Source organism: Bombella pluederhausensis, assembly GCF_026385525.1.
Lineage (GTDB): Bacteria > Pseudomonadota > Alphaproteobacteria > Acetobacterales > Acetobacteraceae > Bombella > Bombella pluederhausensis.
In genome coordinates this window covers 186,501-201,403 of the sequence record NZ_JANIDY010000002.1, presented here as the reverse complement: position 1 = coordinate 201,403, position 14,903 = coordinate 186,501, and the positions used below count along the sequence as shown (strand labels likewise).

The 14,903-nt window shown below is 53.7% G+C and carries 13 protein-coding genes; 2 read left to right on the top strand and 11 right to left on the bottom strand.

Going from position 1 to position 14,903, the window contains the following annotated elements:
• Positions 1 to 70: 70 nt before the first annotated feature.
• The 7 genes from NQF86_RS05560 to NQF86_RS05530 all read right to left on the bottom strand — a co-directional run bounded on the left by NQF86_RS05560 (position 71) and on the right by NQF86_RS05530 (position 7,005).
• A complete protein-coding gene (locus tag NQF86_RS05560) occupies positions 71 to 1,117 on the bottom strand; it encodes a protein-glutamate methylesterase/protein-glutamine glutaminase (RefSeq protein WP_266116643.1) in 1,047 nt (348 codons plus the stop codon).
• 4 nt (positions 1,118 to 1,121) lie between these two features.
• Positions 1,122 to 1,964 carry a CheR family methyltransferase gene (locus tag NQF86_RS05555; protein WP_266116642.1) on the bottom strand — a complete coding sequence of 281 codons (843 nt, stop codon included), beginning with the start codon at positions 1,962 to 1,964 and terminating at the stop codon, positions 1,122 to 1,124.
• A gap of 10 nt (positions 1,965 to 1,974) precedes the next feature.
• Complete coding sequence (locus tag NQF86_RS05550) at positions 1,975 to 2,457, bottom strand: chemotaxis protein CheW (RefSeq protein WP_266116641.1); 483 nt, start codon at positions 2,455 to 2,457, stop codon at positions 1,975 to 1,977.
• Between the two features lie 69 nt (positions 2,458 to 2,526).
• Entirely contained in the window at positions 2,527 to 4,782 is a 2,256-nt protein-coding gene (locus tag NQF86_RS05545; RefSeq protein ID WP_266116640.1) for a chemotaxis protein CheA, read from the bottom strand.
• Between the two features lie 12 nt (positions 4,783 to 4,794).
• Positions 4,795 to 5,178, bottom strand: coding sequence for a response regulator (locus NQF86_RS05540; RefSeq protein ID WP_266116639.1), 384 nt, complete (start codon positions 5,176 to 5,178; stop codon positions 4,795 to 4,797).
• On the bottom strand, positions 5,168 to 5,443 hold the full coding sequence (locus NQF86_RS05535; RefSeq protein WP_266116638.1) for an STAS domain-containing protein: 276 nt from the start codon (positions 5,441 to 5,443) through the stop codon (positions 5,168 to 5,170). Before NQF86_RS05535 ends, NQF86_RS05540 begins: the two co-directional genes overlap by 11 nt.
• Positions 5,444 to 5,466: 23 nt before the next feature.
• On the bottom strand, positions 5,467 to 7,005 hold the full coding sequence (locus NQF86_RS05530) for a methyl-accepting chemotaxis protein (protein WP_266116637.1): 1,539 nt from the start codon (positions 7,003 to 7,005) through the stop codon (positions 5,467 to 5,469).
• A 1,190-nt stretch (positions 7,006 to 8,195) separates the two neighbouring features.
• Here NQF86_RS05530 and NQF86_RS05525 point away from each other — a divergent pair.
• Positions 8,196 to 8,378, top strand: coding sequence for a hypothetical protein (locus tag NQF86_RS05525; protein WP_266116636.1), 183 nt, complete (start codon positions 8,196 to 8,198; stop codon positions 8,376 to 8,378).
• 44 nt (positions 8,379 to 8,422) lie between these two features.
• Entirely contained in the window at positions 8,423 to 9,406 is a 984-nt protein-coding gene (locus NQF86_RS05520; protein ID WP_266116635.1) for a helix-turn-helix transcriptional regulator, read from the top strand.
• A gap of 6 nt (positions 9,407 to 9,412) precedes the next feature.
• Here the strand turns inward: NQF86_RS05520 and NQF86_RS05515 are convergent, their stop codons facing one another.
• The 4 genes from NQF86_RS05515 to NQF86_RS05500 are packed head-to-tail and all read right to left on the bottom strand — an operon-like array spanning position 9,413 to position 14,885.
• A complete protein-coding gene (locus tag NQF86_RS05515; RefSeq protein ID WP_266116634.1) occupies positions 9,413 to 9,811 on the bottom strand; it encodes an SMI1/KNR4 family protein in 399 nt (132 codons plus the stop codon).
• Between the two features lie 24 nt (positions 9,812 to 9,835).
• The gene (locus NQF86_RS05510; protein ID WP_266116633.1) at positions 9,836 to 10,543 is read right to left on the bottom strand and encodes an HNH/ENDO VII family nuclease; all 708 of its coding nucleotides are present in this window, start codon (positions 10,541 to 10,543) and stop codon (positions 9,836 to 9,838) included.
• Entirely contained in the window at positions 10,540 to 13,815 is a 3,276-nt protein-coding gene (locus tag NQF86_RS05505) for an ATP-binding protein (RefSeq protein ID WP_266116632.1), read from the bottom strand. The genes NQF86_RS05510 and NQF86_RS05505 overlap by 4 nt, the downstream gene beginning before the upstream one ends.
• On the bottom strand, positions 13,815 to 14,885 hold the full coding sequence (locus tag NQF86_RS05500; protein ID WP_266116631.1) for a hypothetical protein: 1,071 nt from the start codon (positions 14,883 to 14,885) through the stop codon (positions 13,815 to 13,817). The genes NQF86_RS05505 and NQF86_RS05500 overlap by 1 nt, the downstream gene beginning before the upstream one ends.
• Positions 14,886 to 14,903: the final 18 nt, after the last annotated feature.

Genomic DNA, 14,903 nt, shown 5'->3' with positions numbered 1-14,903 from the left:
CCTTCTGATAATCACTCGTCAGGATCACCTGACATCTGAAATGCCACGAGAGCGTGGCAGCGTTTTCCTGTCAGTGCAGGCCCATCGCAAGGCCGGGTATTTCCAGCAGGGACGCCACCTTTTCCACAGCTCCCAGCTCCGCAGCGACCCGCGGCATCCCGTACACGACAGAGGATGCCTTATCCTGCCCGATTGTCCTTGCTCCTGCCTGCCGCATGGCCAGCAGCCCCTCGGCGCCATCCTGCCCCATGCCTGTCAGGATGATACCGAGCGCCGTGCCCCCTGCCGTCTGGGCAATGGAATGGAACAGCCTGTCCACCGATGGCCGGTGCCCACCAACAGGCTCCCCGGCCCTGAGCCGTGTGAACAGGCGTGGCGCATGGCCTTCCAGCACGAGATGTCTTTCGCCACCCGGCGCAATCCGCACCATGCCCGGCGTCAGAACTTCACCATCCTTTGCTTCCGCTACCGAAAGCTGCGGAATGAGACTGTCCAATCGTGCCGCAAAGCTGGATGTGTAAAGAGACGGCATATGCTGACAAATGACGATAGGCGGGCTGCTGGCCGGAAAGTCCTTTATGACCTCCTCAACCGCTTCCACTCCCCCCGTGGAAGACCCAATACCCACCACATCAAACGCTGTCCGCCACACGGTACTGTTACTGCTTATGACAGGCCCTGTCCGTACAGGCCGGGAGCGGCCCGCCATCTCCTGCCGTGGGCCGGGCTGATAGCGGGCAGCCTCCAGCACGATCTGCCCCAAACCGGCAAAAGCCTCGCCAGCGCCTCCCTGCTTCGGGAAACATTCAAACGCTCCCATCTGAAGCGCCGTGATCGCCGTATTGGCGCCCCGTGTCGTCATGCTGGACACCATGACCACGGGGATCGGCCGAAGCCGCATGATCTTCTCCAGAAACTGGAGCCCATTCATCCCCGGCATCTCAATATCCAGCGTGATGACGTCCGGCTGATCCGCAATGATGAGGTCTCTTGCCTCTATCGGGTTGGACGCCATCCCAATGACGTCAATCTCGGGATATTTGAGAAAGGAACGCCTGATGAGCTCTCTGGCGGTTCTTGAATCATCTACGACAAGAACCTTGACCCGTTCTTTCATGGCATCAGCTCCTTTTCATGTAGATTGTCGGTGCCACGGCTTCCAGATGGCACTCCCCAATGCAGTCCACCCGCTCCGAGTGACCAACATAGAGGAACCCACCCGGCACAAGCCGCTCGGCCAACCGCTTCCACAGGGCATTACGGGTATCGTCATCAAAATAGATCACCACGTTCCGGCAGAAGATGACATCAAACTGCCCGCGGAAAGGCCACGCACGATTGAGATTGAGAGACCGGAACGTGACAAGGCGCCGTATCTCCCGAGCCATGCTGAACTGTCCCATATCCATGGCCTGCATATAGGCATCCCGCCAGCGTTCCGGCACGCTACGAATTTCCTCGGCAGGGTACTGGCCAATACGCCCGGTCTCGACCACAGCATGATTGATGTCCGTGGCCAGAATCTTCAGGTCCAGCCGCAGCGCATCCGGGAGCTCAGCCATGACAGACATGGCCATGCTCCACGGCTCCTGCCCGGTCGAACAGGCCGCCGACCAGAGCCGCCCCCGCCCCCCGGCCCGCAGCTTTTGCCCCAGCTGGGGCAGAACATGTTCCTCCAGATGATCGAAATGACTTTTCTCACGGAAGAACTGGGTCACATTGGTCGTCAGGACACAGATAAGCTCCCGCAGCTCCTCATGCCCTTCCCTCGCCGTGACATAATCCAGATAATCCCGGAAAGACGCCCGGCCAGTCGCCCGGATGCGCCGGGAAACACGCGAGAACACCAGACTGCGTTTGGAAAGAGGCAGACTGATTCCGGCCTCCTGCCGGGCAATTTCCTGTACACGGCGGAAATCATCTTCCGAGTAAGAAAAACCGCCCTGAGGCTCCATGTTCATCATCGGCCTGACCTCATCCAACTGCGGCGCTAATGGCATCATCCCCCAGCAGACGGGCCAGAACAGTATCCAGCCGCAAGATACGGATGACACGCTCATCAATGCTCACAAGGCCGCTCAGCTCGGCTGCGCCGCCATCAACAGAGATCGGCTGAATCTCATCCAGAACAATCTCCGTGATGCCAATCACGCTATCCACGAGCAGCCCGCATGTGGCACGACTTACGCCATCCTCAATGATGATGACGACACGCCGCTCATTATCGGCTTCCAGTTTCGTACCAAGATAGTTGGCAAGATTGACGACCGTCACGATGTTGCCACGGATGTTGATTGCCCCTTCCACATAGGCCGGGCAGTGTGGCAGATAGGTCGGGTCTTCAAACTCCCTGATCTCCTTGATGCTCAGGATGGGAATGCAGTAACGCTGATCCCCCACGGTGAAAATGATCATCTGCTCCCGCCCTCCGGCAGGGATGGCAGTGTCCCCGTTCATCTGTCGACCTGTCTGTTTGTTTTCGTTCAGTGACATGAGTTCCACGACTTTCTTTTCTGACCCGCCCGATTACGCCGCACGCTCGGCAATAGCCTCGAGCGCACGGGTATCGATACGTTTCGTTGCAGAAACAATAAGCGTTGATACATCAAGGATCAGCGATACGCTGCCATCTCCGAGAATAGTTGCAGCAGACACGCCTTTGATCTGGCGATAATTCTTCTCGATGCTCTTGATGACGACCTGCGCCTGATCCCGAACACCATCCACCACCAGAGCCGCCCGTGCTCCCGCTTCATTCTCCACCACGAGGACGATCATCTGCCCGTCTTCACCGGCACGACCCATATGATGAGGTTCTTCCTCCCCGATCATATCTTTTGGCAGGGTCAGCTCGTCTCCAAGGTAAATCAGCGGAATGCACCGCCCTCTTACAGAAACAACGTGGCTCCCATCGGGGATGGTATAGACATCCTCCCCCATCTTCACCGTGACGAGTTCCACAACGGAGGAAACCGGCACGACCATGGTAGAGCCACGACATTCAATCAGCATGCCATCCAGCACGGCGAGAGTCAGAGGCAGGCTGAGGGTAAAGAGTGTCCCACGGCCTGGCCTGCTCTTGATGGTCACACGGCCACCGAGATTCTGGATGGCCTGTTTCACCACATCCATGCCCACACCCCGGCCGGACAGGTCCGATACAGTCTCGGCCGTGGAGAAACCGGGGGCAAAAATGAGCTCATTGATCTCATTTTCTCCCAAAGACACACCCGGCGGGACGATTCCCCTCTTTATGGCTGTCTGAAGGACACGCTTGCTATTGATGCCACCCCCATCATCCCGAATTTCAATCAGGATACGACCGGACCGATGGCGAGCTGATAGAAGAATAGTGCCCTGCGCCGGTTTGCCCGCAGCCTGCCGAACCTCCGGGCTTTCAATCCCATGGTCCACGGCATTACGCAGCATATGCGTCAGCGGGTCTGTCAGATTCTCGATCAGGGTACGGTCAACTTCCGTTTCTTCACCTTCAAGAACGAGAGCGACATCCTTGCCCGCCAGCGCACTGGCCTCCCGCACCACACGCTGCATACGCTGAAACACATGGCGGACAGGCTGGGCACGGATGGCCATGACGGCCTCCTGAATGTCCCGTGTCAGTGTCTTGATGACAGCCAGACGCTTCACCAGTTCCTGATCGTGCAGGGCCCCTTCCCGTGTCAGAGCTGATTCCAGAGAGGCCTGACCGATGACCATCTCACCGACCATATCCATCAGCATACCAATCCGGCCAATATCCACACGGATGGACGCATTCTGCTCCCTCTTGCGGCCCGCCTTGGCAGGTGGCGCTGCTGCCGGACGGGATGCCGCCTGCGCATCAGCCTCCACAACGCCGGATGAAGCTTCATCCTGCGGAACGGGTAGGCTATCTGACACATCTGCCGATACTGCTTCCTGAGGGGCAGCCTCGTCTTCTACAGCATGATTTTCATCAGCAGTGGCCGGTTCAACGGCATCATCACGCACAATCTCAAGATCGCAGACATCCCCGACCCAGTCAAAAACAGCCTGCACGTCATCTTCAGTCGTACCGCCCGGCCCTTCTGGCAGACGGACCGTCCAGCCAAGATGCGCTTCATCCACCGGAAGCTCGACCAAAGAAGGCAGGGTCTGCGTCTCACAGACGACCTGCATGGCCTCCGCTCCCCCTTCTGGCAGGAGCTCCTTCAACCCCAGCAGAAGATTACGGGCATCATCCCCACGAACATATAGCTCGCTATGGGGACGGAACTTCACCGTCAACATGCTGGCCGGTGGTTCTGCGGCAGGCTCATCAAAATCGAAACCGCCAAAATCCACCGCCACCGGCGTAAAATCTTCCGGTACAGGAGTTTCCCCTACCTCAGCCGTAGCAGGAGCATCCCCTTCCCGGCCAATGATGGCTTCCAGCTTCTGGACATTCTCCTCGATCCGGCTGTCCTCAACCGCATCGCCCGTATGCTTAGCCTCTGCTACCAAGTCGCTAAGCACATCCATAGCAAGATAGAACGTCTTGATGATGGCCGGGTCCGGCTCTACCTGCCCGGACCGTAGGCCATCCAGTGCACTTTCATAAACATGGGCAAAGCGAACAAGACGATCCAGCCCAAAAGAGGCCGCACCGCCCTTGATGGAATGCACTGCCCGGAAAATGGCATTGATGGTTTCCTGACTGGATTCATCTTCAGAGATTTCTCCCAGACCTCTTTCCAGCTCTGGGAGGAGCTCATCGCATTCTTCAAAGAAGATCTTGAGAATATCATCCATCACATCGCCCATATCCACGCTCCCTTACGCTGTGACCCGCCGGATGGCCCATACGAGCTTCTCGGCATTGAAGGGTTTGGCTATCCATCCCGTGGCCCCAAGAGACCGGGCACGACTTTTCTTCTCCTCATCCGTTTCAGTCGTCAGGCAGATGATGGGAATGCGGGCAAAAGCCTCCCGGCTCCGCACCGCTTCAATGAACTGAAAACCATCCATCCGTGGCATGTTTATATCCGTGATGATGGCCTGCGGAGCTGGATCAGCCTGCTCCAGCACTTCCAGCCCTTCGACACCATCACCACCCTGAATGACATCATACCCAGCCTCGCTCAGCGCCTTACGCAGAACGCCCTGCATGGTACGGGAGTCATCCACTGTCAGGACTCTCACCTTCTGTTCATCCGCCATGACTGGCCTCCTTTTCGTCCATCCGTTCCAGAAGCCGCTGCCGGACACCAAACAGCCCAAAGGCCTCCTCTGCCTTCTCGGAGCACGGTCCCACTTTCAGCCCGCTGGCCAGAAGGAGCTGAAGGCACAGCCCCCCGACATAATCGACACCGGCGGCATCCAGTAAGGGCGCTCTGGCACCCTGTTCCGTTCCTTCCAGAAGGAGGGTTTTCAGGCTGTCCGCAGCGCTCGTATCCAGCCGCTGCGGAAGGGTAATCATGGCCATGTCTTCCTGTTCTGCTTCCGCCATTAGAAATGATCCCAGCCTGCTTCATCATCAGAGTGGGTCGGCAGAATCTTGCCATCCTGCTGGATCGCCCCATGCTGGCTTGTCAGCATCGGGGTCCGGCTTTTCTGTGAGGCAATCTGTGGTCGGGAAGTGCCTTCATGCGTGACAGCAGCCTGTCCACCCTGCACGGCCTTCAGATTATGAGCGGAGCCAATGGTGAATGTTGCCAATGTCTGCCGCAGCTTGACTGTCTGCGTGGTCAGGTTGTGGCTGGCCGCTGTGGATTCCTCAACCATGGCCGCATTCTGCTGGGTCATGCCGTCCATGCTGCCCACGGCATCGGAGACTTCGGCCAGACTGCGAGCCTGCTCCTCCGTTGCCTTGGAAACCACTTCAACACGATCCGCAAGGGCTTCCGTACCTTCTTCCACATCCTTGAGCAGACCACTAGTACGGGCCACGAGGCGCACACCTTCCTGCACATGGGCCGTTGCTGTCTCCAGCACGTCACGGATCATATCCGCTGCCTTGGCAGACTGCTCCGCCAGAGACTGGACTTCCTTAGCCACCACGGCAAAGCCACGGCCAGCTTCACCAGCACGGGCAGCCTCCACACTGGCATTGAGAGCCAGAACATTGGTCTTGAAGGCAATATCGCTGACGGAGCGGGTGATCTGCACAATGTCATCAGACGATGTCTTGATGGAGTTCATCGCCACGCTGGTCTGTTCCATCCCGCCAGAGGCTGTCTTGACCTTCTCCAGCGTTGCTCTCGTTTCGTTACTGGCATGGGAACAGTTGCTGGCTGTCACCTTGAAGCCGGACGCAATGGATTTGACGGATGCCGTCACCTGCCCAAGGCTGGCAGCCTGACGCTCCGTGCGCTTTGCCAGATCGTCCGAAGCGGTGGAAATCTCGCTGGCGCCATTGGCGATCATGTTAGAGCTCTCTGCCACGACAGACAGCGCACCACCCAACCCGGCGAGGGATTCATTAAAGGCCTCACGCACCGGGCCAAATTCACCATCGAACAGGGCACTGGTGATGCGAACGGAAAGATTGCCCTGTGCCAGCATCTGCATGACACGGTTCAGCTCCTCCACAACGGCATGTGTGCGGGCTTCACGCTCCTTGAGCACTTCCGTAGCCTTCATGGCCTTGCTGGTTGCCTCATTATGCGCTTTTTCTGCCGCTTTCTGTTCCTGAAGGCTTAGGGCAAACGAGGCCAGCATCCTGCCGACACGGCCAACGCAGTTTGTCCTATGTTCATACAGGCTGAGGTCGGGCGTCTCACCACGGCTGAGGGCGGCCCCCATGGCGGTCAGTTCTTCAATCGGCTCTGTCAGGGCTTTGGTCAGAAAGAACCAGACGGCCCAGACGAGGAACATCCCAAACATGAGGGTCGCCATGTTGATGACAGAGATATGCCCGAATGTGCCGCTCTGAAGGTACCCTATGCCCTCCACGAGAAGCTGTACGGCCAGATAGAGCTCGATGGCCAGCATCGCCACACGCACCTGCACACGGAATGATGCTGTTTTATACAACCAGTTGAACATGAAAAACGTCCCATCCCTCCAGAAAATTCATTCCTTCCGTCATCAGCCAGAGAAGGCCTTTACGACAACAGAGACTCAAGACATAATCTTTTAAAAGCCATGATATATACATGACATGATCTATGTTTAAGACAGAAATATGATAAAGTTTTTAACAGAAGAAAAGACATTTTTAGGAGAGATTGGATAATAAGCCTTTAAAGTAGCTATTATTCAATACAAACTTCATCATCTATTCATGATCGATGAGCTGTAAACAAATAGGGATATTTATTTGCTGATCATTAAAGCACGGAATAAGGCAGGTGACGCTTCTCCGCCACCTGCATGCTCTATCCCTGTTCTGCGGTGCAGGGCTGCTGCTTTGTTTTATCCTGTTGGCACCTTAAAGTGCCAGAAGATGGAAAGGGGGCCGTAACACGCCCCGGCTTGCCTGTTATTACAGGCTTTCCCGTCTCTGATGAGCGTTCCGTAAGAGCTGACGGCTCAGCCTCCACACCTTCCCGCACTCTCACACCAGCTTCTGGCATGTGGACATGAATGAACAGCCTGAAAAAACCTCTTAAAGGCAACCCTCTTGCCTCCGCTGATCGTATTGGTGCACTCCATACGACCAGAGCCAACATCATGAGCTGACAGAAGCACCAGCCACCACGGCTAACGCCTTTCAAGGCTAAGGCTGATACCATGGCTAGATTACATATAATCAAAAATGACTTTTCCCTTGATCTTCGTACTAAGGCTAAGAAGCGCAGCCGATGAGGCTGACGATGCATCCGTGATGATAAGATAACAACCGGGCTTGATGCATGTAGCCAAAGACAATATCTCAGACGCACTATAAGCAGCGGCTGAAATCTTTACCCCTACACCCTGCCGGGCAACTGTCATGATTTCTGAGATGGATGTACGTACCATTTAAGGTCGCTCCTTGTCTGTCGTGTAAAAAGAAACCGACAAAAGGAAATCCAGCAGAATGACCTTCCTATCGGCAATATGACGTTACCCGCACGAACCGCATGACCTGTCATGCGCATTCCCTCGCCATGACCAAGCCTAATCACACCTATCCGGCAGGTTCCAGCTGAAAAAGCACTCTCCCTGCGCCATATGGCCGTTTCTGACGTAGGCTTCGTTTACGTTCTGTCCCGTTTCTTTCACCACCTTACAACAAACGGGAGGGCCCCCCCATGGCCGCATTACTGACAGAACTATTAATCGTTAGCTTAATGATATTTGCATTAGTGACGCTGATCCGTAGTTACAACGGACGCAAACGCAGGATCCAAGAGCTGGAAAAAGAACTAGACTGGTACCGCCGTGCTGCCATGCAAAGAAATGTGCCCCCTTATCCAGATGACATGGCAAGATAATTAACATTAACTTAACAAAGTTACATAAGGAAGGAAGACGTACCATGAGAAAGGAAAAACTAGCGGATATCATAAAACTTGCCCGCAGGCTTTCTATCTCAGCCGAGGGTATGACTTTGGATGACATTGCCAGCTACATGCAGGTCAGTCGCCGCACAGCAGAACGTGTCCGTGATGTCCTTCAGGATGCCTTTCCCGGTATGGAAGTCCTCACGGACGAACAAAAACACCGCTTCCGTCTGCCCCTCAGCGTGAAAGACCATTTCATCAACGAACCCACTGCCGATGAAATGGCGGCACTACGTCATGCACAAGTCTCTCTGGAGCAGCAGCAGGCAACGGGACGCGCGCTCCTGCTTTCCAGCCTTTACCAGAAGATTGAGAGCATATTGCGCCGACCAGCCCGAGCCCGCCTTGACCCGGATATCAATGCGCTGGTGCTAGCCGAAGGTGATGCCATGCAGGCCGGCCCCCGCCCTACGGCTGATGCAGCCCTTCTAAGCACAATCCGTCATGCCCTCAAGGCAGGCCATGCCCTGCATTTCACCTATAAATCCGCCACAGCAGCGAAGGAACGTACTGTCTCACCGTGGGGGCTTCTGTACGGCAAGGCCTATTATCTGGTTGGCCCCATGCAGGGCGTAGCAACCCCAGTACTCTGGAGGCTGGACCGCTTGCATGATGTGACTGAGGTTGGGCCGGCTACCCCTCCCCCAGAAGACTGGTCCTTACAGGACTTTGCCAGCCGCTCTTTCGGGGTATGGCAGAACAAGCAATATGACGTTGCTCTCCGCTTTTCGCCTGCTGCTGCCATGGATGCCCGCCGTTTTCTCTTTCACCCCAGCCAGACCATGACAGATGAAGACGATGGCAGCCTGCACGTTACCTTCACCGCCAGCGGCCTACACGAAATGGCCTACCACCTTTTTACATGGGGCAAAGAAGTCACCATCCTCGCCCCGACCGAGCTTAGGGCACTTCTGCTTGAGATGTGCCAGAATGTTTTAACAGCCAACACACCTCAATAACCCTGATCAAGCCTGGAAAAACTCTCTAATGAAAGCTTCCAGGCTCTTTTTCTGATCATCAACATCGCCTGCTACTTGCCACGAGAATACGCTTTCTCTTTGGCAATCATACAGAAACCAGGCACCATCTCCACTACTTACCAAAGGTAACATAAATGCAGGGTAATCGGGAAATGTGCGTAGCTTCTTCAACGCAGTTCCTGCATTCAGATAATAACCCTCCGGTACACCAGCACCGTAGAATTCTTTTCCAGCTAAGAAAATAGTGCCCATCTCACGTAGATAGACCCTATAATCTTCTGGCAGTGCCATCCCTACAATATTCTCCACATTTTTCACTCCATCTTCATCTGACGGCGTAAAAATGGCACCTCTCTCGATAAGGTATTCTTTGAGTTGTTCCACAACCATCCTCCCTATATCACGTAATCACTTAGAATTTTGAAATGTATCTACTCTATCACGCCAATAATTATACGTGCTCACTCCAAAATCTTTAACATCCTCCACCATACCACTCGCCTTCTGGAAAAGATGTACCGCAGTATTAATGTTGCCTATAATGGCACCAGTTATTTCCGCATATGGTGCTCCTGGCTTCTGACCAATCTGATGTAGCTCCACAATTTCCCCCGTTGGGGTTAACGGAGGCAAACCACGCTCCATACGTTCAGCATTTGTCCAGTTTCTCACAGGATCAACCTGATTCATATCAATATCAGGTCGAATCAAGGCGACCTCATTACCAACCTTGGCCCCTTTAAGTCCTTCCTCAGCATAAACACTCGCCTCACCTATGCCGGAAAGAGACGTAATAATCTTGCCAATTGTTGTGTTATCCAGACCTAACACCTTAACAATGGCTGCAGCTTCCTGTGTTGTCACTTTAATATCGTGCTTAACAGCCTCAATTTCAGCTTTTAGAGCGTCTGGAATTGCCTCACCGCCAAGAACACGCAGTAGGGTACCACCAGTAACTCCCCCAGCAAGACCACCTATAATGCCACCTTCGGGGCCGCCGACCATTGTGCCCAGCAGTCCTCCTATCAGCATACCGCTATGACGACCGCTAGCGCTTTCTGAAGCCTTAGGCTTATCGGCTTCTACAGTCTCCTCAATACTACTATGGTTCATCATGTTATTTCTCCATCCTGTTTAATATAATGTCGCCACCGGGCTAGAACCTCATTACGCTTTACATGATCGCTTCCTGCCCAATCCATCAGAAGAAAGGCCGTCAACTGTCTCTGCATTTCTCCAGAAAGTCTGCAGCTCCTCTGAATCAACCTGCCTAACGCCATATCCAGTTCACGTGGTGCTTGATCCTTTGCAGCAACCAGAGCAACCTGACGACGCAAGCCAATAAGGTCTGTCACAAAACGTGAAAAACGATAGCCTCCATCATCTTCTAATTGTGAGCTTATGGAAAAAGACCCTTTTTCATAATACTCAATATACGTTAGAAGTTTTGCCCTTATTATATCATCAGGCCATCTATTTACCTGCCACTTTAGACCAGCAATATCCGGCTTACCTGCCATGTCTGTCCACGGCCACATCAGAAACCGGATAGCTGCTGAACGGAATGCCTTAACATCAATACCCGTCAGCCTGGCCCCGCCACGAGGGACCATAGGCATAGCCATGGTTTCCTCATTAAAGCGGTCCATATGACATAAAACAGCTTCCAACCATCCTGGCTGCCTTATGACAGCAACGCCATTTTCCAGTCGGGCCATTTCCTTGATCTGCTCATCATTCAGGCCAATTGATGTCCCCAGGACGTGGCGATCTTCTTCATCTGGCAGACGAAGGGCAATCTTCGTACCCGTATTACGGATAGCAGCACGATGCACCGCCCGTGGAGACTGGTCAACAATAACAAAGCCTTCACCATAAGTCCGCATTTCGGCAATAGCATCCGTCAACATTTCAACGGATTTCCCGATCATGCCGCCCTGCTCATCTCCGCCCTGCGCTGTATCAGCTCTCAAGAGATTATGAGCTTCTTCCAGTACAGTGACATGACGCAACGGCGCATTCATTTCCCCCTGCGCCTGCCGATATTCCACCAGACGCATGACCAGGATGCCCATAATCAGCGATCTGGTTTCAGCCGACCCGACACGGCTTAAATCAACAAGCGCTGTTTTATCGAACAGAACATCATCGCCTGTCTCATCAGTTACAAAAATCCGACCACTGAACCCTGTGGTCAACGACCTTACCCGTGTGCAGAGAGCCCCCGTATATTCAGCCTGCAAACGTTCTCCGTAGCCCGCAGAGGCAATCACATCCTCCAGCGCACCGAGCAGCATCGTAAAATCGGGATAAACCGGCTCGCCTTCCCCCAAATAAGCCGATGTATCAATATCCCATCCGGCTCGCTCATAAGAAACAATAACCGCATCTTTCAACAGAGCGGGCATTGCATTGTAAAGCGGCCAGCAGACACAGAATATTCCTGTCAGACGATCTATATGCTCCAGTAAAGAAAGCTCTTTCGGGCAACGGAATGGATTTAATTTTAGCCTGTTAGCCTTCCCTGTTCCCGCATCAAAACAGTTTACCTTCTCATGTCCTCCAAAGACCTGGGCATACTCTCCCTTAGCTGGTTCCACCACCAGAAAGGGAATCTCTGCTTCAAGCAACTGATGCAGCATGAGATACAGCGTGTTACTTTTTCCGGAGCCCGTGGTGCCCGTCACAAACGCATGGGTCCTCAACTGCTCACGATCAAGCCTGATCTTCTGTGGCATGTCCTCCCACAAATGACGGATACAACCGAGCCTAAGGGCTTTTCTGTTCAGAAAGGACATCCCTCCCTGATAGGCCGTGCCATCCACATACTGAATTGACCTGCCAAATGGCTCAGCCTTCAATACGGGCAAGGTAGATGCTGAACGCCTCGGAAGATTAAGCAGCATGGCAGCCTCACGGGTACTGACCATAACAGCCGGAGAAAGCCAGCCACTCGTATGCTGCCCCTCCCCAATAAGGGCCTGTGCATTCAGGCGAGGGTGCTGGAAACTGGCGAGCCATCTCCGTGGCATTTCAACATCTTCACCACTCCATGTAGTGATGGCATGTGTGTCTTTCCCAGAAGCCGCCCCACGCATCAACCCCATGTAGGTGCTGGCCAATGCTTCCGAAACAGCAGGAGTATCGGCTATGAAATAGGCTGCTGCGTTCCATCCTCCATAGGAGTGCGCTTCATCAATCCGTTCAAGACGATAATCAATTGTCTTCAGAAACTGCTCAACAGTCTTGTTATGCCGTTCAATTGTATGGGTTATGCCCTGACTGGTACCATCTGTTGTAGTTTCTCCCTCACTTCTGGAAGTCCCCTTATTTGTAGCCTTGGAGGTAGAGAAACTGGTTCCTTCAGTTTCACCCCAACTTTCACCTTCCGTCTTAGTTTTCTGCGGAACCAATGAGTCACCTAAAGACCCTAGGCCAATACCACCCACAATATCAGCCAGTAATCCACCCCCCGACAACGCCGTAGCCGCCAGACCTATTCCTGCTCCTGCAAACTTCAGGACACCTCGGGCAGCACTACGTCCTGCACTCTCAGAAGTTGTACTTTCACTCCCTCCCCAATTCCGGCTGGAATTCGTACCTTCCGTCTCTGTTTCAGAAAAGCCCTCATTGATTGCATTTGTCAGGCTTTCCGCAACAGAATGACTTTCTGACTGGTTGTAAGCTGTTGTTGTCTTAGCCAAGGGTGAGATCATGGTCGCAAGGCGCTCACAGCCTAGCCTCATAGCCTTCAGTTCTTCTGGCAGGACAGGATCAGCCAGAATTAATGCCTGGTAGCGTTTGCCTTCTGCAGCATCAATAAAGCGTTCCAGCCCCTGAATGAACATTGATCGTTCATTGCTGGAAAGGTCCGGAACACCCGTGACTGCTGTAACGCTCCCCTGTGCGTCCATCGCCATCGTGCCACGCAGCGAGCCCGATATAGCCTCGATACCTTCCCTATTCTGAGCCTCTAATCTGCTACCGGGAAAGTGCCCACGAAACACTTCCTGCAGGAGCTGCCCCTTCTGCTCACCCGTAACGGTCCCGGATTGACCACGTACACCAATGTAAAAGGTCGTCTCATTACCTGAAGAATGGAGATAGAAGAATACGGAGCTTTTCGCAGCACCAAGAGCAGAATAGGCTGCTATTGCACTCTCAAGAACAGCCTCACGGTTTTCCTGCACAAGGCGTGCAAGCCGGAAGATGCGCACATCTCCCTCTAGAGTGAATCCTTCCTCATCCCTCAACTGGGGCAGCAAAACCTCGCAACGTCCCAGCTGTGACAGATAATCCTGCGAAATAACGGACTGTGCCAGTGTAAGACTACGTTCTGCCTTAACCTGCTCCGGCGCCAGCATCTGGCCACCTTCTTTCTGTAACATTACTGTTTTCCACTAGATGCAGGCTGTACCCCCGCCTGTGGTGCAGAATGCGTGTACAAATACGCAACAACGCTACCACCGAGAATGAGGAGAATCATCCCCCCCACTTGCAGAACCTTTTTTACGGCGCAGTCCTCCCTTGCGGAGGAGCTGCCCCCTCCCTTTTTCCCCACGAAAGGGCCACTGTTATTCTCCCCTCCCTGTGTGGCATGGGATGGCTGAGCCCTTTCACTAACAGGAAGTAACCCTGCCTTCCGTAGGCGATGCCTCAATGCAATCAGGGCTCTATAGCGTTCCTCCGAGAAATTATCTCGTGTCCATGCCGTCTGCTCATATAAATCTCTTTCTACAAGCGGCTCTTTTTCAGGCTCTGGCAACGGTTCCGCCAACATGGTGACGGCATAAGTCTCAAACAGGTCATGAGGACGCTGCTCTTTGCACCAGTCCAATGTCGTATACAGATCCGCCGTGCTGATAGCAGGATCATTCAGGATCGAGAGCATCGCAAGGCGTGCACCAGTCACAGGTTCGGTCTTACGGCCAAAGAGATCTTCAAAGTCTGCGGGAATCTGCCCCTGCTCTTTGCTTGCAGCACCTGCCGAAACCTGAGAACGATCACGGTTTTCTAACAACTTCGGCTGCACAGCCTCCTTTACAGGCAAAGGGGCATCCTTCTGTTGTGGTTCGGAGCTTCCACCGGACAACGGCGAGGGCTGAGCAGTCTTAATCGACTGCTCCCCACCAGACCGTCCAGCTGAAGTAGACTCTGACGTTTTCTCCACAGATGCCGTTTTTTCCTGCTTCTGAATAACTGCCAGAATCGCTTCCCGCTTACCGAGCAACATCATCACCTCGTTCTCGGGCAAGAGAGATTTAGGCTCAGCACAATATTTTTTATAAGACTGCCACGTCTCAACACTTAGCATCTCTGGGTTGAGATTCTTGGCCGACATCCTCACCTCTCCTTCCGGAGAGGCGAGACACCATTTTTTTTGAAGGAAAATTGATTCGACCGAGGGGTCTTCAAACTCCTTAAAGAATTCATACAGCGATTTTTGTGTATCTGCCATTTTCTTACCTTCCTTCCT